The sequence below is a fragment of the Oceaniradius stylonematis genome (assembly GCF_965223445.1).
Taxonomy (GTDB): domain Bacteria; phylum Pseudomonadota; class Alphaproteobacteria; order Rhizobiales; family Rhizobiaceae; genus Roseitalea; species Roseitalea stylonematis.
Window position 1 is genome coordinate 47,144 of record NZ_OZ244994.1, and the last position, 26,094, is coordinate 73,237.

Below are 26,094 nucleotides of genomic sequence, written 5' to 3' on the forward strand. Positions count from 1 at the left end.
AATTGCACTCACTGGAGCGGGACAGGGTTAATTCCCGGTTAAGAGTGGGTGAGGGCGATGGTGTTGTGGATCGTTGTGGTGGGCTTCGCGGTGGCGCTGAGCACGTTTTTTCTTCTCGAGGCGGCGCTTGATGGCCAGCCCGCTTTCGATGAGGCGACGGTCTTGCGTCTCGGGATCGCGCCATCGGTCTTGTTTTTCGCCCTGTGCGGACCGGTGATGATTGTCCGGGCTGGGCTTTCGCCCAATCGAAGGGGTCGGCGGTCGCGCTGGCCGCTGACGGCCCTCGTCGCGGCGGGCGCATGGGCCGGCCTTGTCGGAATCGTCGCGGTGGAAACGGGCCGGCTGATCGCCGTCGCCTGATTGAAGCGGGCCGGTTTCTCTGTCAAAGCATGCTGCAACATCGCTTGAGCAGGGGACGGACATGGCCATTTACGCGTTGGACGGAGTTTCGCCGCGGTACTTCGGTGCGGGGCCGGCATTCGTCGCCGACGATGCTCATGTGATCGGTCAGATCAATCTGCACGAGGATTGCAGCGTCTGGTTCGGCTGCGTGCTGCGTGGCGACAATGAGCCGGTGACCATCGGCGCCCGCACCAATGTGCAGGAGCACACGGTCATGCACACCGACATGGGCTTTCCGCTTGTGGTCGGCGAGGGGTGCACGATCGGCCATCGCGCCATGCTGCATGGTTGCACCATCGGCAACAACAGTCTGATCGGCATCGGCGCGATTGTCCTCAACGGTGCGGTGATCGGCAACAATTGCCTGGTCGGCGCCGGCGCGCTGGTCACCGAAGGAAAAGAGTTTCCCGACAATTCGCTGATCATCGGATCGCCGGCGCGCGTCGCGCGGACGCTGGACGATGCGGCGGTTGCGATGCTCACGGCTTCGGCCGAGCATTATGTCGACAATGCGCGCCGCTTCGCGACCGGCTTGTCCGAATCCACTTGATCACAACTCGCCTGCGGTCCTCAGAAACGAAAAAGAGCCGGCTCTCTTGCGAGAGCCGGCTCCGGCCCGGTCTGGGGGACGGGTGGGTGGGGACTTGACCGGGCAGTCTCGGTTTACTGTGCCTGTGAGAGCCTCGTGCGGCTGTCACGGATGGTTTCCCAACGGCCCGCGTGACGTGTGCTCTGCCGTTTGAGATAGGTGTAGGGCGTGTCGCGCCAGTCGGCGATTTCACCGACCAGATTGTCGAGGATGAAGTCGCCCCGGTCGGTGCGCACCGTCAGAACGGCATGCCCCTCGCCATTGGGTTGGCGCACCACGGTGATCAAAAGGTTTGAGGGGTGAAACCCGCGCTGCATCAGCGCGTTGCGCTTGGCCAGAACGAAATCCTCGCAGTCACCGACTTCGCTCGGATAGGACCAAAGCTCTTCGCGGCCCCAGATCTGCATGTCTGTGCGCGGCTGTACCGTGGTGTTGAAATGATTGTTCACCTCGATCATCTGCGCCCAGCCCTTGCGGTCGAGCGTGTGCGGCGCTGCTTCCGAAATCGGTCGGCATTCGGCCGGATCGCGCTGACAGAACTCGTAATGGCCGATCGGCTGCGTCGTCCGGCCCGCGGTCGGCATGGTCACCGCATGGGCGCCCATGGTTGCCGTGAACAGAAGCGAGCCGGCCAGCGATGCGGTTGCCGCCATCCGGCGCCGAATCTGGCGCGGCAATGCTGCCTGTCCATCGCTTCGGCAATTGTCTGTCGAGTCTATTGTCTGCTTGGGCGCAGTCTTTGTATAAGTCATGTGTCCGTCTCCCTTGTACGGACAACATGACAAAAACAAATCTACACGAGACCAACATCGGTATGTGTATTCAAATCAAAACTATGCGAAAACTATGCAGTATTTCATTAAAGCAAGAATAGAATAAATATTAAATGAGAGACGTATTCGCCTAAAAATGGTTCAGCGACGGGGACAAACGCTTAACCACACCATTGCCGATGAATGAGACGCATGAAACCGGCCCGCCAGCCGGCGGCCGACCGGTCAACAAAAAACCCGCCTTGCGGCGGGTCCGGTCTGTCAGCTTTCTGGAAGCGGCGGGACCGCTTGGTCAGCCCAGATATTGGGAGAGCGATTCGGGCCGCTGGACGAAGGCGAACTCGACCGCGATGCCCTCGTCGAAGTGGCGCACGACCGAGCCGCGCATGCCGCCAAGGCTGACCAGTGTTCCGATGGCCGGACGGACCGCGATGGAGACGGCGGCGCCGGACAGGGACAGATCGATGATGCGGCAGCGATATTGGCGCCCGTCGGCAAGCGTCAGGATGGAGGCGGGGTTCTTTGGCATGACGCGCTCGTGGCGCCGGTCTTCGGGCAGGTCGAGCTCGTGCTTGTTGGCCAGCCAGATGAGCTGGGCCGCCAGCTTTTCGCGCTTGCGCGGCGATGTGGTCAGATCCACCGCAAAACCGCCATCGAACGAACGCACCACATGGCCTTCGACGCGGCCGATATGGTCGATGTAAGCGACCACGCGCTCGCCGTCGCGCGCATGCGCCTCGGTGTAGAGCGTTGCCGTGGCCGGAGACATGTCGAGAATCTGGCACGGATGCTCGGAGCGGTCCTGCAGCATGAACCGGCCGTGCAGATTGACCTTCACCCGCTGAAAGGCACGGCGATTCGGTCCGGTATCGCGTGGTTCGGCAGCGACGGCGCTGAGCATGAACGGGCTTCCGTAAGGCAAGTGGATCTGTTCCGACCTTAGGCGAGCGCTGGTTAACAAGCGGTAAGAATCCGCCTTCGCGAATTTTTGGGGGGCACCCGGTCGAGCCATGGTTTCCGGACGATGAAGCGGTTCACCGGCGGTCATCTCCGGTGCGGCCGCCATCGATCAGGTGCAGGGCCGGGCGTTCACGCTGAACAATTGCGGCCGCGCGGTTGCCGTCGATCACACGCAGCAGCCTGCGTGGGGCGCTCGGCCGGCCGTCGCTGCGCCGCCGCGCGAGCGGTATCGCCGGCCGGTTGGCAAGGTTGAACAGCGGCCGGTCCGGATCGATCAGCCGCACGCCGGTCACGCGGGCCGGCCCGAGCGGAAACGCGCCCAGCCAGAACGGTTGGCCGCATGGATGGATGGCGCCCAGGACCCGCGAGGGTTCGCCGGCCAGCGGCAACAGCACCATTTCCATGTCCAGCAGGCGTTCCGGGTCGGCCTTCGCGGTCAGATCCAAGATCGCGACGGCGCTTTCGCTGCGAACGGCATCCACCACCCGCTGCGCCAGCATCCGGTCGTCACGGCCGAACAGCGCGCCGAAGGCATGGCCGGTCAGTTCGTGTCCGAACGCGGAGCCGAGCCACGTGCCGGCGAGACGAAACCGGCCAGGGACATCGCCGGCGTCGAGAATGAAGAGATGGGCAAGCGAGCGGCCAAGCGCGGCCGGAGCGATGTCCGAACGCGCCGGCGCGGCGTGCTGGCCGCGCAGTTCGTTCCAGTACTCGTAGACCCTTTGTGTTCCGTTCTGGTGCATCTGCTTCATCCCGCCGCCTTGCGAAGCATCGAACCCGTGTCAGGATGACACGGTGTTTCACCTCGCATTGCCCCTGCGCAGAACGATGCAAGCGACGGGCCAGCTCGCGGCGGAGGGCCCGGTCGCCATTAACCCTAAAGGGGATCTCGGCTTGTGGAGGCTGCGTTAATCTGGCATTAACCCAACTCGAAACGGGAGCGGCTTGCCGCAGCACAAATTGACCGGTTACGGGGTGGGCAGGGGACTCGCCGGGCCATCCAGGGCGACCTGGATGGCCTCTTTTTTTGCCGTGGCGGTTGGCCTATCTGGCAAGCATGGCTGATCCAGACCGTATTCCCGGCACGCCGCCCTTGTCCGGTCACGACCCGCCCGGCGAAAATCCGTCCGATCACGTCCCCTCCGGTGATCGCCGGCCGTCGCCGGCTTTCAACCTGCACGGCGCGATCGTCCTGATGGCCGGCCTTTGCATCGGCGTTCACCTGATGCGCACGCTGGTATTCGACGGCCAGATCGACCGCTGGCTGATCGTCAATTTCGCCTTCTTCCCCATCCGCTATGCGCCCGGCTATTTCCAGCTCGACTGGCCGACGCTCGTCTCGCCCTTCACCCACACGCTGCTGCATGGCGACTGGGTGCACCTGGGCTTCAACATGATCTGGCTCGTCGCCTTCGGCGCGCCGGTGGCCTACCGGCTTGGCTGGGCCCGTACGATCGCGCTGTGGGCGATCACGGCATTCGGCGCGGTCGTCCTGCACACCGCGCTCTATTTCGGCGACTGGGTGCCGCTGCTTGGCGCATCCGGCGCTGTCTCGGGCTTTCTGGGCGCCGCTGCCCGCTTCGGGTTCCGCGCCGACCGCCGCAATCCGCGCCGCGGCTTTGCCGGCCCGCTCCTGCCGCCGCTGGCATCGCTGCGCCAGCGCGGCGTTCTGGCATTCATCATCGTCTGGATGGTGATCAACTATGCCACCGGCGCCGATCTGTTCGGCCTCGCCGGCGGCGCGTCGATCGCCTGGGAAGCCCATATTGGCGGGCTCTTGACGGGCTTTTTTGCCATCGGCTGGCTCGACCGGCATCCGACCGCGCGCCGTCCGGCCTAACCCATTGGCTGGCTTGTCAAGCGCGGAACTTTCGCCGATGCTTTGCTTCTTTGAACGGCAGGAGGAGGTCGCGCAAATGTCGGTTGCCCGGATATTGGAAGAAAAGGGCTCGGACGTGTTCACCCTGTCCGAGGACGCCAGCATTCTCGACGCGGTGCGTGAACTGGGCGATCACAAGGTGGGCGCCATGGTCGTCGCCGACACGGATCGCACGATCAAGGGCATCCTGTCGGAACGCGACGTGGTCGGCGCGATCGCGAAGCGGGGCGTCGGCGCGCTGTCTGAGCCGGTGTCGGCGCTGATGACGCGCAATGTGATCACCTGCACCGAGGACATGGCGATCAACACGCTGATGGAACTGATGACCACCGGCCGCTTCCGGCATTTGCCCGTCGAACGCGACGGAAAGCTGGCGGGGATCGTGTCGATCGGCGACGTCGTCAAGCGGCGGATCGCCGAGATCGAGCAGGAGGCGGCCGAAATCCGCCACTACATCACCTCGTCGGCCTAGGCCGTTCATCCGTTGCCATAGACCGTGGCCGGATCGAAGCGCGGCCGGTCGCCCTCATCGAAGGTCAGCCGCGCACCATTTTCGCCATCGCTGACGATATGGCGGTAAAAGCAGCTCTTGCGGCCCGTGTGGCAGGCCGAGCCGTGCCCGTCCGTGCGCACGGCAACAAGCACCACATCCTGGTCGCAATCGGTCCGCATTTCGGCGACGCGCTGGAGATTGCCCGAGGTCTCGCCCTTCTTCCAGAGTTGCCCGCGCGAGCGGGACCAGTAATGCGCGATGCCTGTCTCGAGCGTCAGCGCCAGCGCTTCGGCATTCATGTGGGCGACCATCAGCACCGTGCCGTCATCGGCGTCGGTAACGACGGCGGTCACAAGCCCGTCGGACGAAAAGCGCGGCCGGAAGACCGACCCGTCCTCGGTTTCGTTTGCGTCCGCCACGGGCGGTGCGAAGGGTGTGTTGGGGCTGGTCATGTCGACGCTCCAGGCCGCCGGGCGTCGGCAATCAAGCCCGACGCACAGGCGGCCGATATCAGCGGGTGCGGATCAGATCGGTGAAGCGGTTTTGCCATGCGGGATCGTCGAACGCGCCGGTGAACCGCGTGGTGATCGTCGTCGAGCCGTGCTTGCGGATGCCGCGCATCGCCATGCACATATGTTCGGCCTCGACCATCACGGCAACGCCGCGCGGCGCCAGCGCATCGTCGATGGATGTCGCGATCTGCGCCGTCATCGTCTCCTGGGTCTGAAGGCGCCGGGCAAAAATGTCGACCACCCGCACGATCTTGGAAAGGCCCAGCACGCGTTCGCGCGGCAGATAGGCGACATGCGCCTTTCCGATGATCGGCACCATGTGATGTTCGCAGTGCGAGTGGAACGCGATATCCTTGACCAGGACGATATCGTCATAGCCGGCCACTTCCTCGAATGTGCGGCCCAGAATGTCGGCCGGATCGCTGTCATAGCCGCCGAACATCTCCTCATAGGCCTTGACCACGCGCGCGGGCGTATCGATCAGCCCTTCGCGCGCCGGATCGTCGCCGATCCACTTCAGAAGCGTCAGGACGGCCGCTTCGGCCTCCGCGCGGCTCGGTTTTTCGTCAGAAGGGTGGGTAGAGGTCGGCGCGATGGCGTCCATATCCTGCTTCCTTGTTTGAGCACCGGTCTTGTTACGCACGAAAATCCAGCCGGACCGAATCTGCTCATGTTTCCCGGATCGGCACCGGCGCAGGCAACCCTTGCGCGTCGGCCCCTTCGCCGTGCCCTTGCCTGCGCGGCATCGCCCTTCCTATATATGTCGGGAGCGTTTGAAAACCATAGCGCCGTCCGGCGGAACCGGACCGCCAGGGCCATGGCAGCCGATGATCGACGACATCTACAACTCCCGCATCCTGGAACTCGCCGGAAACCCGCCGCCCGCCGGACGCCTCGAGGCGCCCGATGCGACCGCCAAGGCCCACTCGAAACTCTGCGGATCGACGGTGACGGTCGATCTGGCAGTCGAGGACGGCCGGGTGACGGCCTATGGCCAGGACGTCAAGGCTTGCGCGCTGGGCCAGGCCTCCTCAGCGGTGATGGCGCGCGAAATCGTCGGCACGCCGCTCGCCGAATTGCGGGCCTTGCGTGAAACCATGACGGCGATGCTGAAAAAGGGCGGCCCCGCGCCCGACGGCCGATTCGCCGATCTGGCGTGGCTCGAGCCGGTGCGCGACTATCCGGCGCGTCACGCATCGACGCTTCTGGTGTTCGACGCGGTGGTCGATGCGCTCGACCAGATCGAGGCGCGCGCAAGCGCGGCCTGATCGTGTGCGCCGATCATCCGCGCAGCGGCCGGACGCGCTCGCGCAACTGGCAGGGGCCATGGCCGAAAACGCCGGGCAGGGTGCTCGGCACCTCTCTTGTGCGGCTTTACCAGCTGACGCTTTCGGGCTTTGTCGGCAATTCGTGCCGCCACATGCCCACCTGTTCCGAATATGGCTATGAAGCGATTGCCCGGCACGGCCTGTTGACTGGCGCGATCCTCGCTGCCCGCCGTGTCGGCCGCTGCGGCCCGTTCGGAACATCGGGCATCGACAATGTGCCCGAGACGATCGCAGGGCCGCTTGCGGCGCTGCGCCACCGCGCCACCCGCTGAGGCGAAAAATCTTCGCAAGGTGCGGTTGTGCCGTTTCTGTTTCGCATCCGTCCCGCTGGAGCGGTTCATCGTTAGCTGGAATCGTTTGAGCGCCGGGATTTTGTGGTCTGGCAAGGCGCGCAAGGCGACGCGGTGCAGGCACCGTTAGCCTTGCGCAACGCCGTCCAGAACGCAAAAGACCAAGCTCGGGCGATTGGCGGATATCGTTATCCGTCAATGGCTTGAGGCGTGACGGCTTGGCCGTCTTTTCCGCGGGCAGCAGCGTCGAAATCCTCACGCGATCGTCAGATCGCGCTGCGGTGTTCTCCTTGCTGCCGCGAAAAATCCTGTCCATCATTCCGCTTCCATCTAAAGATGAACCGCTCTAACTGTCTTGTTTAGAGGCGCAAATCCAGACACGGGAGCGGAGCGGCATGGCCGGCGCGGACCAGCCAAACTATTCCGAGACCGGCGGCCCGGCGATCTACGCCGAGGACGGCTCCATCCGTGCCGACTATCTCGATCAGGTGACCGCGGCCATCGCGGCGGGCAATGCCGAAACGCTCGGCGAGGTCACCGCGCCGCTGCACGAATCGGAGATGGGCGACCTTCTTGCGACGCTCGAACCGGCCGAACGCCAGGAACTGGTCGCGCTTCTGGGCGAGAGCTTCGACTATTCCGCCCTGACCGAAGTCGACGAGGCCATTCGCCTGGAAATCATCACGGTTCTGCCCAACGAGCAGATCGCGCTCGCTCTCCAGGAACTGGAAAGCGATGATGCGGTCTACATTCTCGAAGACATGGACGAGAGCGAGCAGGCCGACATCCTGGCCCGCATTCCGTTCACCGAACGCATCCGCCTGCGCCGCTCGCTCGACTATCCCGAGGAAAGCGCGGGCCGGCGCATGCAGGCCGATTTCGTCGCTGTCCCGCCCTATTGGAATGTCGGCCAGACGATCGACTATCTGCGCGACAATGCCGATCTGCCCGAACGGTTCAGCCAGATCTTTGTCATCGACCCGACGTTCCGGCTCGTGGGCGCCGTCGATCTCGACCGTATCCTTCGCGAACAGCGCGATGGCCGGATCGAGGAGATCATGCGCGAAACGCGCCATGCCGTGCCCGCCGAGATGGACCAGGAAGAGGCGGCGCAGATCTTCGAGCGCTACGACCTTCTGTCGGCCGCCGTCGTCGACGAGAACGAGCGTCTGGTCGGCGTTCTGACGATCGATGACGTCGTCGACGTGATCAACGAGGAGGCGCAGGAGGACATTTTGCGCCTGGGTGGCGTCGGCGACGAGGAATTGTCGGACTCCGTGGTCGAAACGACCAAGTCGCGCTTCACCTGGCTGCTGGTCAATCTGGGGACGGCGGTGCTCGCATCCGTCGTCATTGGCCTGTTCGATGCGACCATTCAGCAGATGGTGGCGCTGGCCGTGCTGATGCCGATCGTCGCCTCCATGGGCGGCAATGCGGGCACGCAGACCATGACGGTGACCGTGCGAGCGCTCGCGACCAAGGACCTCGACATCTACAATGCCGGCCGCATCATCCGCCGCGAACTGATGGTCGGCGTTCTGAACGGTGCGCTGTTCGCGCTTCTCATCGGCGTCGTGGCGACCGTCTGGTTTTCGACCATCGGCCTTGGCTTCGTGATCGCCATCGCGATGATCATTAACATGGTGTCCGCCGCGCTCGCGGGCATTTTCGTCCCGCTGATTCTCGACCGGCTCGGCGTCGACCCGGCCATCGCGTCCAGCGTTTTCGTCACCACCGTGACCGATGTCGTTGGCTTCTTTGCCTTTCTCGGCCTGGCCGCTTTGTGGTTCGGCATCTGAAGGTTGGGATCGGTCCCGTTGCGCAATTGACTTTTACGTAAGAATTTTTAAGCTGTATCGATTGAAACAGGTTGCACAGGCGCATGGCGCCCTTGGGGAACGAATGCGCGAATTCTACACCATAACCGAACTGACACGCGAATTCGGCGTTTCGACCCGAACCTTGCGCTTCTACGAGGACGAGGGGCTCATCGCACCGGTCCGTCGCGGCCGCACCCGCCTGTTCCGACCCGGAGACCGGCACCTGATCAAGCAGATCATGCGCGGCAAGCGCCTGGGCTTTTCGATCGCCGAGATTCGCGAGATCGTTCAGATGTACAAGGAACCGCCGGGCGAGGCGGGCCAGATGCGGGCGATTGTCGATCGCGTCGAGGAAAAGCGCGCCGAACTGCGCCAGAAGCGCAAGGACATCGAGGAAACGCTGGCTGAACTCGATCAGGTCGAGGAAAATTGCCTCAACCGGCTGGCCGAACTGCGCGTGGCCTCCTGACGGGGCGGCCCGGGACGCCTTAAATCCAGCGGTTCACGCTTTTCTTGTAATCGCGGTAGGTTTTGCCGAAGCGTGCCTCCAGATGCGCTTCCTCGCGCTCGATAGCGAGCTTTTGCGTCGCGAACCCGTCGACGGGCGCCAGCAGCACCAGCCACCAGTTTCCGAAGAACAGGCCGATGCCGGCGATCAGCATCACATTGGCGACATAGATCGGATTCCGGCTGAACCGGAAGACGCCTTTCGTCACCAGATGGTCGGATTTCCGGTGCGGCAGAACGGTCGTCTTGGCCGCCGACATGGTGCGCATGGCGCTGACATCGACGATCAGCGCGACGATGATCAGGAACAGGCCAAGCCCGGTCAGCAGATCGCCCAACATGCCGGCGGGCCATCCAAGCGGGACGAACGCACCGAGCGCCACGCCGAGCACAACAAAGCCGATCAGCAGAACCGGCGGCCACGGGAACGTGCTTGGGCGGTCTTCGGGATGTTGCCGGTCGGTCATCGGTTGCGTCCATCGCCGGTAATGCCGGCCTCGAACGCACATTGGGCGATGATCGCCGATGTCTCAAGGTCGCTCCGCGCCGTTTCCGGTTCGCTCAGAAGGCTCTCCAGCTTTCCGGCGGCTTCCAGTTCCGCTTCGGCGCAGGCGCAATAGACGGCGCATGGCTCCGCCTCGAACTGCGCGGTGCAGGCAGCGCTGCAGCTCGCTGAAAAACTTGGCGGCTGTGCGGGGAACGCAAGCGAAACCAGAAACACAAGCCCGATCAGGATCGGCTGGTGTGCGAGATAGAAGGTCAGGCTCCATCGGCCGAACAGGGCCAGAAGCCGGGACAGGGGACTGTTCGCCGACCAGCCTTCCGGCGTCAGGACGCGTGGCGGCGTCCGCGCGATGAAGACAAGCTTTGCCGCCGCCATGCCAGCCAACACCGCCGAGAACCAGGGCAGGACCGGCACGAAATCGTTCGAACGCGGCGGCGTCGAGGAAAGGCCTGTCCAAACCATGCCAAGCGGCGTGAAGATCGGCGATTGCAGAAACGGGGTTCCGATGAAGATTGCCGCCGCGATCGCAGCCAGCGCCCACCAGGGCAGGCCCAGGAAGAACAGGCCTGCAAGGCTTGCGAACGCGATGTGGTGCAGGATGCCGAAGAAGACGAAGGTCTCGCGGGTTGCGAACCATGTGGCGATGGTGATCAGCGCCGCGGCCGCGGCGATCTTCAGCCAGCGCCTTGCGAACGCAGGCCAGCGAATGCCGTTCGCATGGGCGAGCATGATGCCGACGCCGACCAGGAACAGGAACGAAGCGGCAATCGACCGGGCATAGTATTTCAGGGCGCCCGTCGTCGATGTGCCGGGCTCCAGATAGCCGAAGAATTCGAGATCCCACGAGAAATGATAGGTCGCCATGGCGACGAGCGCGACGCCGCGGGCCACATCGAGCGCGTCGATGCGCTTGCGGGGCACCGTCTCGGTCGTCGAAACGTCCGTCATGACGGGCGCTTCCGGGCAGGGTGCGCAATCGCCGCGCCGCTGCCGGCGCGCGCGAAGAACAGGCCGGCCATGATCAGCCCGAGAGCGATCAGCATTTTCGGCTGCGGCTCTTCATCGAGAATCAGCACCCCCAGCAACACACCGAACGCCGGAATCATGTAGATCGACAGGGCAAACGTGGAAAAGCCGATCGCGCGGATGAGCTGGTAGCGCATCACATAGGCAAGGCCGGTCGGAAACGCACCGAGATAGACAAGCGCCCAGATTGCCGAACCTGACGGCATCGCGGTCGGTACGCCGTCTACCAAGGCGGCCAGCGGGATCAATAGCGCCGCGCCGACGCACAGCGCCAGAAACGCCATGCGCGTCGGCGGAATGTCGATGCGCCGCACCAGAAGACCGGAGGTCGAATAGCACAGCGAGGCGGCCAGCGTCGCCAACTGTGCCACGATGTGGGCGCCGCCGAGCCCGCCAATGGTCGCGCCGCCGACAAGCACGATGACGCCGGAAAAGCCGAGCGCCACCGCGATCAGCTTGAGTGCGTTGATCTTGTCGTCGACGGTGAACAGATGGCTGCCGACAAGCGCCATCAGCGGGCCGGTGCCCATCAGGAGTGCCAGCATGCCGGCATCGATCGTCAATCCGGCCCATGAAATCAGGAAGAAAGGCACGGCGACATTGAGCATCGCCATGGCCACCACAAGGCCCCAGACCTTCGCTGTATCGGGCAGCACCAACCCGCGCCAAAGGGCGTAGGGCGCCAGCACCAGGGCGCCGATGGTCACGCGGATCGCCGCCAGCCACAGCGGACCCGTGTGCGGCACGGCGATCTTGATCGCGATGAAGGCGGAGGCCCAGATGATCGCCACCAGCACCAAGAGGCTCACATCGATCGGGCCGGCCCTGCGGATCGTCCCGTCCGGCGCGGGCAGGACGGATGTCTGCTGGCTCATTTGGTGTTCCCTTGCGGTCCAAAGCGGTGGCACAGGCCGCAACGCCTTGCAAGGCCGGGGTGGCATTGAGGGCGTCAATGTTGCGGCGCACCTGTTTCAGGCCGCACTGCAGCGAACTCACGACAATCTTTGGTCGCAAATCCTAACCGGAATTAACCTCAGCCAAGCTGCGCAAGCCGCTGACTGCAATGCAAAAACGCCGATGACCGCGAGATGCGCGCGGAACCGTTGCCGCTTTTTCGCCATTTTTTGCACTTGCGGGCCCCCGGCGATCTGCCTATACGCCGCGCCACCAAGAGCCGATGGGAATGCCGTCCGCCGGGCGGCCAACAGGAGCACTCATGGATCGACACACTGCAAAGCCGGGCTGGAACCTCACAATGTGGGCCCTGGCCGGATTTGTCTTGGTCGCGCTGGCCGTCTACGTCGCCGGCGCCAAACCGGGCGGTGATCTGGTGGTCACGGAGACCACGGCCACCGCGTCCTGACGGGTCGTTCAACGGTCCAACGCACAATCGATGAGAAAAGGGCTGCCGTGCCGGCGGCCCTTCTTTTTTTCCGTGCTTGACCATGTCGCGCCCGTGGCACTTGATGTCGGTCCGGGCGGCGTCCGCCGCGTACGGCGCGCGGACAATGGCCGAATTCGGCAATCACGGTGGTGCCATGTTTCTTTCGGTGTTTGACCTCTACAAGATCGGCATCGGCCCGTCCTCGTCGCACACGATGGGACCGATGAGCGCCGCCGCGCGGTTTCTCGACGAGTTGAAGTCCGATGCCTGGCCCAGACCGTCCGGCGCCGTCGTGACGCGGCTCGGCGTTTCGCTGCACGGCTCGCTCGCCTTTACCGGCGTCGGCCATGCCACCGATCGCGCGGTGATTCTCGGTCTGGCCGGCGAACGGCCCGATACGGTCGATCCCGACGCGATGCAGGCGATCCTCGACAGGGTGCGGGCGACCGGACGCGTCGAACCGCCCGGCCATTCCGGCTACGCCTTCGATGCCGATGCGGATTTGGTCTTGGACAAGGTCGAGGCGATGCCCGGCCACGCCAACGGTCTGGCGTTTTATGGCTATGACGATGACGGCCGGCTGCTCTTGAGGCGCGGCTACTATTCCGTCGGCGGCGGCTTCATCGTCGGCGAGGACGAGATTGCGGAGACGACGGTCTACGGCGCCAGGGCCGAGGACGATCACGTGCCGTACCCGTTCGCGAGCGCCGCCGAGATGTTACACATGGCGGACAAATCCGGCCTGTCCATCGCCGAGATGAAGCGCGCCAACGAGCTCGCCCGCGCGCCCGACAGCCATCTCGATGCGCGTCTCGATGCGGTCTGGGAGGCGATGGAGGGCTGCATCGAGCGCGGCATGAAGGCGACCGGCGAACTGCCCGGCGGGCTCAAGGTGCGCCGCCGTGCCGCCGTCCTGGCAGAAAAACTCACCGAGCGCGCCAAGTCCAACCGTTTCAATCCGATGGCCGCCAATGACTGGCTGACGGTCTATGCGATGGCTGTCAACGAGGAGAACGCGGCGGGCGGCCGCGTCGTCACCGCGCCCACCAACGGCGCGGCAGGCACGGTGCCGGCGGTGATCAAGTTCATGACGCAGTTCCACGAGGGCGCGACGAAGGAGGATGTGCGCACCTTCCTTCTGACATCGGCGGCGATCGGCGGGCTGATCAAGCACAATGCCTCGATCTCGGGGGCCGAGGTCGGCTGTCAGGGCGAGGTGGGCAGCGCTGCCGCGATGGCCGCCGCCGGTCTTGCCGCGGTGATGGGCGGCACGCCGCAGCAGATCGAAAACGCGGCGGAAATCGCGCTTGAGCATCATCTGGGCATGACCTGCGACCCGGTGGCCGGGCTTGTCCAGGTGCCCTGCATCGAGCGCAACGGCATCGCAGCGGTCAAGGCGGTCACTGCCGCTTCGCTGGCGATCAACGGCGATGGCGAGCATGTGGTGCCGCTTGACAATTGCATCGAGACGATGCGCCAGACCGGCGCCGACATGGATGTGCGCTACAAGGAAACATCGCTGGCGGGCCTGGCCGTCAATCTGCCGGCCTGCTGAACAGGCTTGTGGATGGCGGCACATGCCGCATTGATCCGCGCCGACGAGACGCCACATTGGACCGATGGCCCTGCACCTTCTCAAACTGTGCGTTGGCGCAGAGAGCGTCGAGGATCACCGCGCCTGGATCGAGGCGCGCATTGACGCGCTGCGCAAGGCCGGCCTGCCGCCCGAACAGACACACACCACACGGATGATCCCCAAACGCGCCGACGAGATCATCGGCAACGGGTCGCTCTACTGGGTGACCAAGGGCAAGGTGCAGAGCCGTCAGCGCATTGTCGACATCAGGCCGTTCGTCGATGCCCAGGGCATATCGCGCTGCGATCTGGTGCTCGATCCCGAACTGGTTCTGACCGTGCCGCAGTCGCGCCGTCCGTTCCAGGGCTGGCGCTATCTGAAAGCGGAGGATGCACCGCGTGATCTGTCCGACGCTGCCGCAGCGCTCGCCGAAATGCCGTCGGAGATGCGCGCCGAACTGTCGGAACTTGGGCTCCTGTAGGCTCACGGTGCGCCAATTTGGCCGGAATCGATCGAACGCATTCCATCTTGCATCCGCCGCACAGAACGCCATCTTGGCATCATGAGCAAATCACCGGTCAGAACCGATCGATCGGAACGCAGCCCCGAAGCCAAGACGTCGTCGTCGGGCGACATCGCCGCGTTCCTTAACGCGGCCAGGGCGGTCAAACCGGGCGAAGGCGGCGCCGGCCGCATCGTGCTGGCGCTCGACGCCACGATGAGCCGCCAGCCGACATGGGACATGGCGTCCGCCATCCAGGCCGAGATGTTCGAGAGCGTTGCAAGCTCCACCGCGCTGACCATGCAGCTTGTCTATTTTCGCGGATTCGGCGAATGCCGCGCCTCGCGCTGGGCGCAAAACGGCCGCGAGCTCGGCACCATGATGACCCGGATCGACTGCCGCGCCGGCCGCACCCAGATCGGCAAGGTACTCAAGCATGCGCTCAAGGAGCACGGCAAGTCGCCGATCTCGGCGCTGATCTATATTGGCGATGCGATGGAGGAGGACGCCGATGCGCTTGGCCATGTGGCCGGCCAGCTCGGCGTACGCGGCGTGCCCGCCTTCATCTTCCAGGAAGGCCGCGAGCCGGGCGCTGAGCTTGTGTTCCGGGAGATTGCCCGGCTGACGCGCGGCGGCTGGTTCCGCTTCGATCCGTCCTCGCCCAGGGTGCTTGCCGACCTCCTCAAATCCATCGCCGTCTATGCGACCGGCGGGCTGAAGGCGCTGGAAGCGCGGGGCACGGGGTCTGACAAACGGCTCCTGACCCAGCTCAAGGGAGGCGCGTCGGGACGATGAACGCGCTGCTCGTGCTGATCGGAACGCTCGGTTTCGCAGGGCTGGCGGTCTGGTACTTCGTCGTCACGCCGCCCGAAAAGGTTGCCCGGACGTTGCGCTATGTGGTGCCGGCCCTGGTCGCGCTGCTCGGCGTCATCATGACCCTGACGGGCCGGATCGGACTTGGCGCGCCGCTTCTGTTTTTCGCCTACGCGCTGTTTGCCCGGGCGCGGCGGACCGCCAGCGTTCGCGCAACGCCGGGTCAGCGATCGACAGTACGCAGCGCCATGCTGGAAATGATGCTCGACCACGATACTGGAGAGATGGACGGCATGGTGCTCGGCGGCACGTTCGAGGGCCGCCAGTTGAACCAGATGAGCGAAGCCGAACTTTTGGAGCTTGCGCGCGAGGTGCGCGACGACGCCGAAAGCGCGCAGCTATTGGAGGCGTATCTTGACCGCCGCATGCCCGGCTGGCGCGACGACGCGGAGCCGGACGACACCGCGCGGCAGAGAAGCACGGCTGAGGCGGGCGCCATGACAGAGCAGGAGGCCTACCAGATCCTTGGCCTTGAGCCGGGGGCGGATCTTGCCGCGATCCGAAAGGCCCATCGCAGCCTGATGCAGCGCGTCCACCCCGATCTCGGCGGCAGTTCCTTTTTGGCGCAGCGGATTAACGAGGCGAAGGATTTTCTGTTGCGGCTTCATGGCGAGCGGTCCTGATACGCGGATACAAAAACGGGACGGCGAAATGCCGCGGCACTAGTTCTGGTAGGCGAGGCACGAATAGTTGTGGCTCTTGAGCGCCGAACAGGCGTTCCATGCCTGCGACTTCGACGCAAAGCCGGCAAAGCGCGCCCTGTGGTAGGTCACGCCGCTCTTGACGAACTGCTCGACGAACGGCTCGCGTGCACCGAGAATGCCCGGCGCGCGGGCCTGTGCGACGCGCAGATAATCGACCGCCTGGTCCTGCGTTTCGAGCGCCGCAATCTGGATCACCCAGCCCGAACGGCTTTCGGCCGTTGCGGTCACGATCGGGTCGACGCTGGCGCGCGGCTGCGGTGTCGGCGCATAGGCGACGACGGGCGCGGCCGGCGCGGGCGCGGCCTCCGCCACCCGGTCGGTGAAGGCCGGAATTGGCAGGCGGTTGAGCGGGATCGAGGCGATCGACGCGCCGCGGATGGCGAAATTGGTCGAACCGTTGCGCGCGATCAGCGGGCCGCGATCGCGGCGCGATGCCTTGGGGAAGTATTGGGCGACCAGCTTTTCCATCTGGGCGTTGCGCGATGCGCCGGTGCGCCCACCCATCACCACGGCGACGATCGAGCGGCCATTGTGGTTGACCGACGTCACCAGGTTGAAACCTGACGCGCGGATGTAGCCGGTCTTGATGCCATCGACGCCACGCACGCGGCCAAGAAGGCGGTTGTGGTTGCGGTGGGTTACGCCCGCATAGCGGAACGAGCGCGTCGAGAACATATCGAACTGGCGCGGGAAATGCTCCTGCAAGGCGATGCCGAGGCGCGCCATGTCGCGCGCCGTGGTCACCTGGCGTGAATTGGGCAGTCCGGACGCGTTGCGGAACGTCGTCGAACTCATGCCGAGCTGCCGTGCCTTGCGCGTCATCATCTGCGCGAATTCGCTTTCGGTGCCGCCAAGATGTTCGGCGACGGCGGCGGCGACATCATTGGCCGACTTGGTGATCAGCGCCTTGATGGCGTTTTCCGCCGTGATCGTACCGCCGGCCCGTATGCCGAGCTTCGAGGGAATCATGGATGCCGCGTGGGGCGAGATGCGGATCGGCGTGTTGGGCCGCAGCTTTCCCTGCTCCATGGCCTCGAACATCATGTAGACCGTCATCATCTTGGTCAGCGATGCGGGAAAACGCTGGCTGTCGGCGCGATAGGCATAAAGCGTTTCGCCGGTGTTGGCGTCGATGACGATGCCGGCATATTTGGGATTGGCCTTGGCGGGCGAGGGGGCCGCAGCGGCAAGGCACAGCGCAATCAGGGCAAGAGCGACAAGGCGGACAGGCGCAAACGCAGCGCCGGAGGCGAGGGGTGACTGGAACACGGGCGGGCACTCTCGTTACACGGGACGCACACGGCCGGACGGGCCGGCAAACTGGAAAGAGGCTACGGCGCCAGCGTTACCAATCGGTTTATGGTAACCGGTTCCTTGACCGGACCTGTTCGATTTGTGTCAAAGTTTTTTTGTGCAATGCAAAAAAATTCTTGCATTTTTGTGCACTGCACACTATACAGGGTGCGAGGACGTCATCGCGTCACGATGCCGACCCGAGATAAATGCAAACCGACAGGTGACACCATGATGAAAGCATTTGAAGATATGAGCAAATCCAACAAGGAAATGATGGACAGCTCGCTGAAGAGCTATGCGGCCGTGACCAAGGGCATGCAGGCCATCGCCACCGAAGCCACCGACTATTCGAAGGCTTCCTACGAAGCCGGTGCCGCCGCTTTTGAAAAGCTGGCCGCTTCCAAGTCGCTGGAAAAGGCAATGGAAGTTCAGACCGAATACGCCAAGTCGGCTTATGAAGGTCTGGTCGCTCAGGCCACCAAGATGGGTGAACTCTACACCGATCTGGCCAAAGAAGCCTACAAGCCCTTCGAAGGCATGGTTCCCGCAGCCACCAAGTAAGCTGTGTCGAATCGGGCGCGCGTTTCAACGCTGCGCCGCCATCAGGCCCGCGCGCTCCGGCACGCGGGTCTTTTTCGTTGCCGGACGCGGCAAGCGAAATCGGCCGCCCATTGACACCGATCTGTGTCTTGCGCCTCGATGGCAGGGACTTAAAATGCGCTGAATACGACCTAGATAATGCGGGAATCGGACCCACCGGTTAATCCAGACGACCAATCGAAACCGGAGATCATGGACAGCTTGCCGGATACCAGCAAACCACACCGCGTGCCCGCCCGCACGAACATGTCGCCGATCAGGGCCGCGGACGGCGACGATGACCGCGAAGGCGGCACCGGCCGCGGCACCTCGGTCATCACCCGAACCGAACCAAAGACCAAGAAACCAAGCCTCTACCGGGTGCTCCTGCTCAACGACGACTACACGCCAATGGAATTCGTCGTCCATGTGCTCGAGCGCTTTTTCCAGAAAGACCGTGATCAGGCCACGCGCATCATGCTGCATGTGCACAATCACGGCGTCGGCGAATGTGGCGTCTACACCTATGAGGTTGCCGAGACCAAGGTGACCCAGGTGATGGATTTCGCCCGCCAGAACCAGCATCCCCTGCAATGCGTGATGGAGAAGAAATAATGCCGGCCTTTACCCAGACACTCGAACGCGCATTGCACCAGGCACTGACCTTCGCCAATGAACGCGAACATGAATATGCAACCCTTGAGCATCTGCTGCTCGCGCTGATCGACGACAAGGATGCACGCGCCGTGCTCGATGCGTGCAATGTCGACATGGATGCGTTGCGCAAGACGCTGTCGGATTATGTCGACAACGATTTGTCCAATCTGGTCACCGGCTATGATGAGGACGCAAAGCCGACCGCCGGCTTCCAGCGCGTCATCCAGCGCGCGGTGATCCATGTGCAGTCCTCGGGCCGCGAGGAGGTCACCGGCGCCAATGTGCTGGTGGCGATCTTCGCCGAGCGCGAGAGCCACGCCGCCTATTTCCTGCAAGAGCAGAACATGACCCGTTATGACGCGGTCAACTACATCGCCCACGGCATCGCCAAGCGCCCCGGCGCCTCGGTCGCCCGCACACCGAACGGCGCCGACGACGAGAACGAACCCAACCAGGCGAACGAGGGCGAAGAGGGCGCAAAGAAGCAGGAAAGCGCGCTCGGCGCCTATTGCATCGACCTGAACGCCAAGGCCAGGGGCGGCAAGATCGATCCGCTGATCGGCCGCACCGACGAGATCAACCGGACGATCCAGGTGCTGTGCCGCCGCTCCAAGAACAACCCGCTCTATGTCGGCGATCCGGGCGTCGGCAAGACGGCGATCGCCGAAGGGCTCGCCAAGCGGATCGTCGAGGGCGATGTGCCCGAAGTGCTGGCCGACGCCACCATCTTCTCGCTCGACATGGGCGCGCTGATCGCCGGCACGCGCTACAGAGGCGATTTCGAGGAACGGCTCAAGCAGGTCGTCAAGGAACTGGAAGAATTTGACGGCGCCGTCCTGTTCATCGACGAGATCCACACCGTGATCGGCGCCGGCGCGACGTCCGGCGGGGCGATGGATGCGTCCAACCTGCTCAAGCCGGCCCTGTCGAACGGTGCGATCCGCTGCATCGGCTCGACGACCTACAAGGAGTTCCGCCAGTTCTTCGAGAAGGACCGCGCGCTGGTGCGCCGGTTCCAGAAGATCGACGTGGTCGAGCCGACGCTCGACGACGCGGTCGAGATCATGAAGGGGCTCAAGCCCTATTTCGAGGACTTCCACAAGGTCAAATACTCCGACGATGCCATCAAGTCGGCGGTCGAACTGTCGGCGCGCTACATCAATGACCGCAAGCTGCCGGACAAGGCGATCGACGTGGTCGACGAGACCGGCGCGCGGCAGATGCTGGTGCCCGCCAAGAAGCGCAAGAAGACGATCAATGTCCACGACATCGAGGAGACGATCGCAACGATGGCGCGCATTCCGCCCAAGTCGGTCTCCAAGGATGACGAGAAGGTGCTTGCGAACCTCGAAAAGGAACTCAAGCGCGTCGTCTACGGTCAGGATCTGGCGATCGAGGCGCTGGCGTCCTCGATCAAGCTGGCCCGCGCCGGCCTGCGCGAGCCCGAAAAGCCGATCGGCGCCTATCTGTTCTCCGGCCCCACCGGCGTCGGCAAGACCGAAGTCGCCAAGCAACTCGCAAGCTCGATGGGCGTCGAACTGCTGCGCTTCGACATGAGCGAGTATATGGAGCGGCACACCGTCTCTCGCCTGATCGGCGCCCCGCCCGGCTATGTCGGCTTCGACCAGGGCGGCCTGCTGACCGACGGCGTCGACCAGCATCCGCATTGCGTGCTGCTGCTCGACGAGATCGAAAAGGCCCATCCGGACCTGTTCAACATCCTGTTGCAGGTGATGGACCACGGCAAGCTGACCGACCACAACGGCAAGCAGATCGACTTCCGCAACGTCATCCTGATCATGACGACCAATGCGGGCGCCGCCGAAATGACCAAGAACGCGATCGGTTTCGGTTCGTCGCGGCGCGAAGGCGACGACATGGAGGCGATCAACCGCCTGTTTACGCCCGAGTTCCGCAACCGGCTCGACGCGATCATCCCGTTCGGTCCGCTGCCGGTGCCGGTCATCCACAAGGTGGTGCAGAAGTTCGTCATGCAGCTCGAGGCGCAGCTGTCCGAGCGCGGCGTCACCTTCGATCTCGACAAGGCTGCCGTCGCCTGGCTGGCCGACAAGGGCTATGACGAGCGCATGGGCGCGCGACCGCTCGGGCGCGTCATCCAGGAGCAGATCAAGAAGCCGCTCGCGGACGAGGTGCTGTTCGGCAAGCTCAAGACCGGCGGCACCGTCAAGGTCACCGTCGCCAAGGACGAACTGGGCGAGGAGAAGCTCCAGCTCGAGGCCGTCGCCGATGAGGTGCCGGTCAAGCCCAAGCGGGAAACGCCGGCCAAGCGCAAACCGCGCGCCAAGGCCAAGACCGCGACGACCAAGGCCAAGCCCGCCGCCAGCAAGCCGTCGACCAAGGGCGATGGCGGCAGCTCCGCTGCGGCGCCCGGCAAGGGCGGCGATTCCGGCGAAGCCAAGGCCTCCCGCTCGGCGGTGCCCCGCGTGCCGCGCAAATAGCCACCAGCAATACCGGTTAGGGAAAACCCGCCTTCGGGCGGGTTTTTCTTTGGGCCGACCAGATCGCTCGGCGCTGCGAACCGTTCGTTCGTCTTGGCATCTCGTCGCGCGCGTCCATCCGTGCTAGCGCGATCCAATGACCGAAAGTGCCGTGCCGAAACACGATGAGCCGATTGCCAGCGGCGGATTTTGGTACTGGTACGGACGCGGCCTGCGCGAGGTCTTTTCGCTGCCTGCCCTGATGCTGATGACGGCATTTGTCGGCTTTGCCGGTTTTGCACGCGAGGCCGGCCTTCCCGCCGGGCAGGTCGTTTTGATGACGCTGATGATCTGGGCGCTGCCGGCCAAATTCGTCCTGGCCGCCGCCATCCAGTCCGGCGCGTCGCTGGCCGCCGCCTTCATCGCCGTGACCCTGTCGTCGGCGCGGCTGATGCCGATGGTCGTCTCGATCGTTCCCGAAATGCGCACGAAGGGCACGCGCACCTGGGTGCTGGTCTTCCTGTCGCATTTCGTAGCGATCACAGCCTGGGTCATCGCGATGGATCGGTTCCGGGAGGTTCCGCGCGAGTGGCGGACGACGTTCTTTGCAGGCCTCGGCTGCACGCTGACGCTCGGCAACACCGCTTTGGTCGGCGTGGTCTACGGGCTCGCGCCCAGCTTGCCGGCGGAGCTGCTCGGCGCGCTGTTCTTCCTCACGCCGGTCTATTTCCTGTGCTCGCTGTGGGGGTCCGCGCGCGAGCCGTCCGGCCAGTTGGCCATGGTTTTCGGCCTGCTGCTGGGGCCGGTCTTCTACCTGCTCGTGCCGGGCGTCAGCCTCTTGGCGACCGGCGCGGTGGCTGGCGTTGCGGCATACGGGGCAGGGCGCTTTGCGCGCTGGTGGGCCAACCGGACATGACCTACCAATCGATCGATGCGCTGTGGTGGCAGATCGCCTTCATCCTGATCGCCGGATGGATCGCAACCGACCTGTGGCGTGTTATGGGCGTGCTGCTCGGCAACCGGATCCGCGAAACGTCGGAAGTGCTGGTCTTCGTTCGCGCCGTGGCCACCGCGCTCGTCGCCGCGGTCATCGCCCAGCTGATCGTCTTTCCGAGCGGCGCGCTGGCCGAGCAGACGTCGCTTGGTCTGCGGCTTGCAGCCGGCGGGGCCGGCTTTGCCGCCTTCCTGGGTTTCGGTCAGCGCGTCGCCGTGGGTGTGTTCGGCGCGCTGGGCGTTCTGGGCGTGGGGATGGCGCTCGGCCTTTGACCGAACGCTTTAGCGGCCGATCATCATGAAGGCAGGAATGTCGTCGCCGAAGCCGACCGGCGCATCGCCGCGCTCGGACTTGTCGCGCTCGGGCTTGCGCGACCGCGACCGGCCGCGCTTGTCGCCCTTGCCGGCATCATCGTCATTGGCAGCCGCAGCCGGCCGCGCCTCATTGTCGGTTTTGGCCGGCGCCGTGTCTTCGACCGCTTCATCGGCGGCCTTGGCGCGCTGGCGATTGTCGTCCTTGATCTTGTCGCGGCGCGGCTTGCGGTCCCGTCCGCGCCCGCGCGCCGGCCGGGTGTCCTCCTCCTCGCCGTCGGTTTCGGCGGGCGCGGCGATACCGTCGACATAATCGAGCGACTTGTCGATCAGCTTTTCCACCGATTCGAGATATTTCATCGTCGACCGGTCGACCAGCGTGAACGCCTTGCCGGCGCGCCCTGCGCGGCCCGTCCGGCCGATCCGGTGGACATAGTCCTCGGCGTGGATCGGCACGTCGAAATTGAACACATGGCTCACATCGGGAATGTCGAGCCCGCGCGCGGCCACGTCGGACGCAACCAGAAGCTGGATCTTGTTGTTGCGGAACCCGTCGAGCATCTGCGTGCGCGAATGCTGGTCCATGTCGCCATGCAGCGCGCCGACCGAAAAGCCGTGCTTGTCGAGCGAACGGAACAGCGTCGCCACATCGCGCTTGCGGTTGCAGAAGATGATGCCGTTCTTGATGTCGTCCTGGGAGCGCAGAAGATCCCGCAACGCGGCGCGCTTCTCGAAGTCCTTGGAGCCCGTCTTCAGGAGTTTTTGTTCGACGGTCAATGCGGTCGACGAGGCCTTGGCCACCTCGATGCGCACCGGCGCGGACAGGAACTTGTCGGCCAGGCTGGCGATCTCCGGCGGCATGGTCGCCGAGAAGAACAGCGTCTGGCGGGTGAAGGGAATAAGGCCGGCAATCCGCTCGATATCGGGAATGAACCCCATGTCGAGCATCCGGTCGGCCTCGTCGATCACCAGAATTTCGACGCCGTTGAGCAACAGCTTGCCGCGTTCGGTGTGATCGAGCAGCCGGCCCGGCGTTGCGATCAGGACGTCGACGCCGCGCTCCAGCTTGCGGTTCTGATCGTCGAACGAGACGCCACCGATCAGAAGGGCCACCGACAGCTTGTGGTGGATGCCGTATTTCTGGAAGTTCTCGTCCACCTGCGCGGCCAGTTCGCGCGTCGGCTCCAGGATCAGCGTGCGCGGCATGCGTGCCCGCGCGCGCCCGCGTTCCAGGCGCGTGATCATCGGAAGCACGAAAGAGGCGGTCTTGCCGGTTCCGGTCTGGGCGATGCCGAGGACATCCTTGCCTGCGACCACATGGGGGATCGCCTGTTCCTGGATCGGCGTGGGCTCTGTGTAACCGGCGTCCTCGACGGCCTTGATCACCTTGGGTGACAAGGGAAGTTCGGCAAATGCGACCAAAAGTAATATCCGTTTGGGTTTGGGATGTGCGCCAAGCCCCTCTCGGGCCGCGCTCCTGCGCCGGCGATAGGCAAAAGCCGGCCCAATGTCAACCAGAACCCCCGGAATCAAAGGCATTTGGGCTGCTTATGACGGCAATTGTGACTTTAAAGGCCCGCCGGGTTCAAAGCCGCATCGTTGTCTTCACCCCCGTCTGGAAGAACCGTCGGCCTGGCTGTGCGTAGAAGGGTGTGAGGCGCGCAATGACCGCGCATCTCGTCACACCTCAATACGGGAGACTATTCGATGACCATCATCAAGACCGCCATCGCTGCCATCGCTGCCACGGGCATCATGACCGGCGCCGCGCTGGCCGGCGGCATGGGCGCCAAGGATATCGTCGACACCGCCGCAGCAAACGACGACTTCGAGACCCTGGTCGCCGCGGTTCAGGCCGCCGGACTCGTCGAAACGCTGAAGGGCGAAGGACCGTTTACGGTTTTCGCGCCGACCGATGAAGCCTTTGCGGCGATCGGAGCCACCGTTGAAGAACTGCTCAAGCCCGAGAACAAGGACGCGCTGACCGCAGTCCTGACCTATCACGTGGTAGCCGGCAAGGTGATGTCGACCGACCTGGTCGATGATGCTTCGGTCGCCACCGTCCAGGGCCAGAACATCACGATCGATCTCGACAATGGCGCCATGGTCAACGATGCCAACGTCGTGACCGCCGACATCGAAACGTCGAACGGCGTCATCCATGTGATCGACAAGGTGATCGTGCCCGAAGGCATCATGTAAGCCTTCAAGACACGGGCGGTTTTGGCCGCCCGCTTTCATCACGCCGGACGGGCAACCGTCCGGCGTTTTTCATGTTTGAGCGGTCCGCGACGCGCTCAGAACGTCTCGATGATCAGCCGCGCATCGCACGAACTGCCGTCATAGGTGCCCACCCAGACGTCGAAGATCCCGTCGCCGGCCGGCCGCGTCAGCCGGATCTTGGCGTCGCCGGCGCCCAGATCGTCATCGTCGAAATACCAGTTGCGCGCGGCCGTGTTCACCAGAAGCACCGAGTCGCACTCGCTGCGCACGCGAAACTCGATCGAGTAGCCGCTGATGCCCTGGACGGTGATCGAAAAGTCTGGGCTGCTGGTGGTGTAGCCCGGCAGTGCGCCGCGATAGTTCTGCGCCCTGATGCCGCATTTGGTCAGGCTGTTCTGACCGCCAGCGACCACCGAAAGCGATTTCGGCGAATACAGTTCGTCGCCCGAGAATGTGTATTTGTCGCCCCAGATCGTATAATCCGGACAAGCAAACGCGGCTGTGGCCAAACTCGCCATCAGTCCCGCGAGGATCAATCGCATCATGGTAAGCCTCCCTGAAAGCCGATTGAGACTATTTGTCGCACTGCGTGATGTCAATTTTCCGAAGCGGAGGCGCGGCGGCGGGCAGGGAGCGGCAGGCCGCTTCAGTAGCGAAACTGCTCGGCCAGGATACGCTCGTCCCAGGAGTGGTTCGCGTCGAACAGGATCGTCGCCGTCGCGTCACGGGCCTCGCGCACGGTCACCCTTTGCACCGACTTGACCTCGGTGTGATCGGCAACGGCGTTGACGGGGCGCTTGGACGCTTCCAGCACCTGGATGTCGACCGTCACCCGGTTGGGCAGCAGCGCGCCGCGCCAACGCCTTGGCCGGAACGCGCTCACCGGGGTCAGCGCCAGAAGCGGCGCGTCGATCGGCACGATCGGCCCCTGGGCCGACAGATTGTAGGCGGTCGAGCCCGCAGGCGTTGCCACCATGACGCCGTCGCAGACCAGTTCCTCCATGCGCACCTTGCCGTCGACCGTGATCCTCAGCTTGGCGGCCTGGTAGGATTGGCGGAACAGCGAAACCTCGTTGATCGCCAGCGCGCGGTGCGCGGTGCCGTCCTCGCCGATGGCGGTCATCCGCAAGGGCCGGATGGTCTCGCGCTCGGCGGCGGCGATCCGCTCGCGCAGACTGTCTTCTCCATATTCGTTCATCAGAAAGCCGACCGAGCCCCGGTTCATGCCGTAGATCGGTTTGCCCGAATTCATGAAACGGTGGATGGTCTGCAGCATGAAGCCGTCGCCGCCCAGCGCGACGATCGTGCTGGCATCGGCGGTCGCCGATTGTCCGTAAAGTGCGGCAAGGTGGCGGGCCGACTCATCGGCCTCGGGCGTGCCGGAAGACAGGAAGGCAAGGCCACCGGTCACCGTCTGGTCCATCGTCCCGCGCTCCACCCGTTCGTCCAGCATTTTGCCAGAGGACTTGTGGG

At 64.2% G+C, this 26,094-nt stretch carries 31 protein-coding genes; 19 read left to right on the plus strand and 12 right to left on the minus strand.

Annotated features, from left to right (window positions below; all coding sequences use genetic code 11):
- The first annotated feature begins 57 nt into the window (after nucleotides 1–57).
- Both ACOQOU_RS00295 and ACOQOU_RS00300 read left to right on the plus strand, forming a co-directional pair.
- The gene (locus ACOQOU_RS00295; RefSeq protein WP_109767934.1) at nucleotides 58–360 is read left to right on the plus strand and encodes a DUF6949 family protein; all 303 of its coding nucleotides are present in this window, start codon (nucleotides 58–60) and stop codon (nucleotides 358–360) included.
- A gap of 61 nt (nucleotides 361–421) precedes the next feature.
- Complete coding sequence (locus tag ACOQOU_RS00300; protein WP_109767933.1) at nucleotides 422–952, plus strand: gamma carbonic anhydrase family protein; 531 nt, start codon at nucleotides 422–424, stop codon at nucleotides 950–952.
- Between the two features lie 113 nt (nucleotides 953–1,065).
- On the opposite strand, the gene ACOQOU_RS00305 is transcribed toward ACOQOU_RS00300, so the two are convergent.
- From ACOQOU_RS00305 to ACOQOU_RS00315, 3 genes are all read right to left on the minus strand, one after another.
- Complete coding sequence (locus ACOQOU_RS00305; protein ID WP_109768032.1) at nucleotides 1,066–1,644, minus strand: transglutaminase-like cysteine peptidase; 579 nt, start codon at nucleotides 1,642–1,644, stop codon at nucleotides 1,066–1,068.
- A 412-nt stretch (nucleotides 1,645–2,056) separates the two neighbouring features.
- On the minus strand, nucleotides 2,057–2,665 hold the full coding sequence (locus ACOQOU_RS00310) for a PilZ domain-containing protein (RefSeq protein ID WP_109767932.1): 609 nt from the start codon (nucleotides 2,663–2,665) through the stop codon (nucleotides 2,057–2,059).
- Between the two features lie 133 nt (nucleotides 2,666–2,798).
- The gene (locus tag ACOQOU_RS00315; RefSeq protein WP_158585137.1) at nucleotides 2,799–3,467 is read right to left on the minus strand and encodes a PAS domain-containing protein; all 669 of its coding nucleotides are present in this window, start codon (nucleotides 3,465–3,467) and stop codon (nucleotides 2,799–2,801) included.
- A gap of 314 nt (nucleotides 3,468–3,781) precedes the next feature.
- Between ACOQOU_RS00315 and ACOQOU_RS00320 the strand changes: the two genes are divergently transcribed.
- Together ACOQOU_RS00320 and ACOQOU_RS00325 are read left to right on the plus strand one after the other, a co-directional pair.
- A complete protein-coding gene (locus ACOQOU_RS00320) occupies nucleotides 3,782–4,564 on the plus strand; it encodes a rhomboid family intramembrane serine protease (RefSeq protein WP_306025527.1) in 783 nt (260 codons plus the stop codon).
- 76 nt (nucleotides 4,565–4,640) lie between these two features.
- A complete protein-coding gene (locus ACOQOU_RS00325; protein ID WP_109768030.1) occupies nucleotides 4,641–5,075 on the plus strand; it encodes a CBS domain-containing protein in 435 nt (144 codons plus the stop codon).
- Nucleotides 5,076–5,080: 5 nt separating this feature from the next.
- Here the strand turns inward: ACOQOU_RS00325 and hisI are convergent, their stop codons facing one another.
- Nucleotides 5,081–5,548, minus strand: coding sequence for a phosphoribosyl-AMP cyclohydrolase (gene hisI, locus ACOQOU_RS00330; RefSeq protein WP_109767930.1), 468 nt, complete (start codon nucleotides 5,546–5,548; stop codon nucleotides 5,081–5,083).
- 58 nt (nucleotides 5,549–5,606) lie between these two features.
- Nucleotides 5,607–6,212 (minus strand): GTP cyclohydrolase I FolE, encoded by a 606-nt coding sequence (gene folE / locus ACOQOU_RS00335; RefSeq protein ID WP_109767929.1) that lies wholly within the window; start codon nucleotides 6,210–6,212, stop codon nucleotides 5,607–5,609.
- Nucleotides 6,213–6,435: 223 nt separating this feature from the next.
- Between folE and ACOQOU_RS00340 the strand changes: the two genes are divergently transcribed.
- The 4 genes from ACOQOU_RS00340 to ACOQOU_RS00355 all read left to right on the plus strand — a co-directional run bounded on the left by ACOQOU_RS00340 (nucleotide 6,436) and on the right by ACOQOU_RS00355 (nucleotide 9,515).
- Entirely contained in the window at nucleotides 6,436–6,876 is a 441-nt protein-coding gene (locus ACOQOU_RS00340) for an iron-sulfur cluster assembly scaffold protein (RefSeq protein ID WP_109767928.1), read from the plus strand.
- A 2-nt stretch (nucleotides 6,877–6,878) separates the two neighbouring features.
- Nucleotides 6,879–7,208: a membrane protein insertion efficiency factor YidD gene (yidD, locus tag ACOQOU_RS00345; RefSeq protein ID WP_306025528.1), complete on the plus strand. Its 330-nt coding sequence runs from the start codon at nucleotides 6,879–6,881 to the stop codon at nucleotides 7,206–7,208.
- A gap of 413 nt (nucleotides 7,209–7,621) precedes the next feature.
- On the plus strand, nucleotides 7,622–9,025 hold the full coding sequence (gene mgtE, locus ACOQOU_RS00350) for a magnesium transporter (RefSeq protein WP_109767926.1): 1,404 nt from the start codon (nucleotides 7,622–7,624) through the stop codon (nucleotides 9,023–9,025).
- Nucleotides 9,026–9,128: 103 nt separating this feature from the next.
- Nucleotides 9,129–9,515 carry a MerR family transcriptional regulator gene (locus ACOQOU_RS00355; RefSeq protein ID WP_109767925.1) on the plus strand — a complete coding sequence of 129 codons (387 nt, stop codon included), beginning with the start codon at nucleotides 9,129–9,131 and terminating at the stop codon, nucleotides 9,513–9,515.
- Nucleotides 9,516–9,534: 19 nt separating this feature from the next.
- On the opposite strand, the gene ACOQOU_RS00360 is transcribed toward ACOQOU_RS00355, so the two are convergent.
- From ACOQOU_RS00360 to ACOQOU_RS00370, 3 genes are read right to left on the minus strand one after another with little or no spacing between them, the layout of a single operon-like run.
- Complete coding sequence (locus ACOQOU_RS00360) at nucleotides 9,535–10,020, minus strand: methyltransferase family protein (protein WP_306025529.1); 486 nt, start codon at nucleotides 10,018–10,020, stop codon at nucleotides 9,535–9,537.
- Complete coding sequence (locus tag ACOQOU_RS00365; protein WP_306025530.1) at nucleotides 10,017–11,006, minus strand: heparan-alpha-glucosaminide N-acetyltransferase; 990 nt, start codon at nucleotides 11,004–11,006, stop codon at nucleotides 10,017–10,019. Before ACOQOU_RS00365 ends, ACOQOU_RS00360 begins: the two co-directional genes overlap by 4 nt.
- Nucleotides 11,003–11,959, minus strand: a complete 957-nt coding sequence (locus tag ACOQOU_RS00370) for a DMT family transporter (RefSeq protein ID WP_109767922.1) — start codon at nucleotides 11,957–11,959, stop codon at nucleotides 11,003–11,005. The genes ACOQOU_RS00365 and ACOQOU_RS00370 overlap by 4 nt, the downstream gene beginning before the upstream one ends.
- 341 nt (nucleotides 11,960–12,300) lie before the next feature.
- On the opposite strand from ACOQOU_RS00370, the gene ACOQOU_RS00375 reads away from it, so the two are divergent.
- The 5 genes from ACOQOU_RS00375 (at nucleotide 12,301) to ACOQOU_RS00395 (ending at nucleotide 16,042) form a co-directional block, all read left to right on the plus strand.
- Nucleotides 12,301–12,447: a hypothetical protein gene (locus tag ACOQOU_RS00375; RefSeq protein WP_158585138.1), complete on the plus strand. Its 147-nt coding sequence runs from the start codon at nucleotides 12,301–12,303 to the stop codon at nucleotides 12,445–12,447.
- 175 nt (nucleotides 12,448–12,622) lie between these two features.
- Nucleotides 12,623–14,023, plus strand: coding sequence for an L-serine ammonia-lyase (locus ACOQOU_RS00380; RefSeq protein ID WP_306025667.1), 1,401 nt, complete (start codon nucleotides 12,623–12,625; stop codon nucleotides 14,021–14,023).
- Nucleotides 14,024–14,087: 64 nt separating this feature from the next.
- Nucleotides 14,088–14,525 (plus strand): DUF1489 family protein, encoded by a 438-nt coding sequence (locus ACOQOU_RS00385; RefSeq protein WP_306025531.1) that lies wholly within the window; start codon nucleotides 14,088–14,090, stop codon nucleotides 14,523–14,525.
- Between the two features lie 81 nt (nucleotides 14,526–14,606).
- Nucleotides 14,607–15,341, plus strand: coding sequence for a VWA domain-containing protein (locus tag ACOQOU_RS00390; protein ID WP_306025532.1), 735 nt, complete (start codon nucleotides 14,607–14,609; stop codon nucleotides 15,339–15,341).
- Nucleotides 15,338–16,042, plus strand: a complete 705-nt coding sequence (locus ACOQOU_RS00395; RefSeq protein WP_109767918.1) for a DnaJ domain-containing protein — start codon at nucleotides 15,338–15,340, stop codon at nucleotides 16,040–16,042. Before ACOQOU_RS00390 ends, ACOQOU_RS00395 begins: the two co-directional genes overlap by 4 nt.
- Nucleotides 16,043–16,081: 39 nt before the next feature.
- Here ACOQOU_RS00395 and ACOQOU_RS00400 read toward each other — a convergent pair whose 3' ends face one another.
- A complete protein-coding gene (locus ACOQOU_RS00400; RefSeq protein ID WP_420578893.1) occupies nucleotides 16,082–17,329 on the minus strand; it encodes a serine hydrolase in 1,248 nt (415 codons plus the stop codon).
- Between the two features lie 318 nt (nucleotides 17,330–17,647).
- Between ACOQOU_RS00400 and ACOQOU_RS00405 the strand changes: the two genes are divergently transcribed.
- The 5 genes from ACOQOU_RS00405 to ACOQOU_RS00425 all read left to right on the plus strand — a co-directional run bounded on the left by ACOQOU_RS00405 (nucleotide 17,648) and on the right by ACOQOU_RS00425 (nucleotide 22,359).
- Nucleotides 17,648–17,980, plus strand: coding sequence for a phasin family protein (locus ACOQOU_RS00405; RefSeq protein WP_109767916.1), 333 nt, complete (start codon nucleotides 17,648–17,650; stop codon nucleotides 17,978–17,980).
- Nucleotides 17,981–18,265: 285 nt separating this feature from the next.
- Nucleotides 18,266–18,613 (plus strand): ATP-dependent Clp protease adapter ClpS, encoded by a 348-nt coding sequence (gene clpS, locus ACOQOU_RS00410; protein WP_306025668.1) that lies wholly within the window; start codon nucleotides 18,266–18,268, stop codon nucleotides 18,611–18,613.
- Complete coding sequence (gene clpA, locus ACOQOU_RS00415; protein ID WP_109767915.1) at nucleotides 18,613–21,114, plus strand: ATP-dependent Clp protease ATP-binding subunit ClpA; 2,502 nt, start codon at nucleotides 18,613–18,615, stop codon at nucleotides 21,112–21,114. The genes clpS and clpA overlap by 1 nt, the downstream gene beginning before the upstream one ends.
- Before the next feature lie 136 nt (nucleotides 21,115–21,250).
- Nucleotides 21,251–22,009: an AzlC family ABC transporter permease gene (locus ACOQOU_RS00420; protein WP_109767914.1), complete on the plus strand. Its 759-nt coding sequence runs from the start codon at nucleotides 21,251–21,253 to the stop codon at nucleotides 22,007–22,009.
- Nucleotides 22,006–22,359: an AzlD domain-containing protein gene (locus ACOQOU_RS00425; protein WP_306025533.1), complete on the plus strand. Its 354-nt coding sequence runs from the start codon at nucleotides 22,006–22,008 to the stop codon at nucleotides 22,357–22,359. The genes ACOQOU_RS00420 and ACOQOU_RS00425 overlap by 4 nt, the downstream gene beginning before the upstream one ends.
- Before the next feature lie 9 nt (nucleotides 22,360–22,368).
- On the opposite strand, the gene ACOQOU_RS00430 is transcribed toward ACOQOU_RS00425, so the two are convergent.
- Nucleotides 22,369–23,820 (minus strand): DEAD/DEAH box helicase, encoded by a 1,452-nt coding sequence (locus ACOQOU_RS00430; RefSeq protein WP_306025534.1) that lies wholly within the window; start codon nucleotides 23,818–23,820, stop codon nucleotides 22,369–22,371.
- A 333-nt stretch (nucleotides 23,821–24,153) separates the two neighbouring features.
- Between ACOQOU_RS00430 and ACOQOU_RS00435 the strand changes: the two genes are divergently transcribed.
- A complete protein-coding gene (locus ACOQOU_RS00435; protein ID WP_245412744.1) occupies nucleotides 24,154–24,600 on the plus strand; it encodes a fasciclin domain-containing protein in 447 nt (148 codons plus the stop codon).
- Nucleotides 24,601–24,695: 95 nt separating this feature from the next.
- Here the strand turns inward: ACOQOU_RS00435 and ACOQOU_RS00440 are convergent, their stop codons facing one another.
- On the minus strand, nucleotides 24,696–25,166 hold the full coding sequence (locus ACOQOU_RS00440; protein ID WP_196780241.1) for a hypothetical protein: 471 nt from the start codon (nucleotides 25,164–25,166) through the stop codon (nucleotides 24,696–24,698).
- 101 nt (nucleotides 25,167–25,267) lie between these two features.
- Entirely contained in the window at nucleotides 25,268–26,044 is a 777-nt protein-coding gene (locus ACOQOU_RS00445; protein WP_420578759.1) for an NAD kinase, read from the minus strand.
- Nucleotides 26,045–26,094 lie beyond the last annotated feature (50 nt).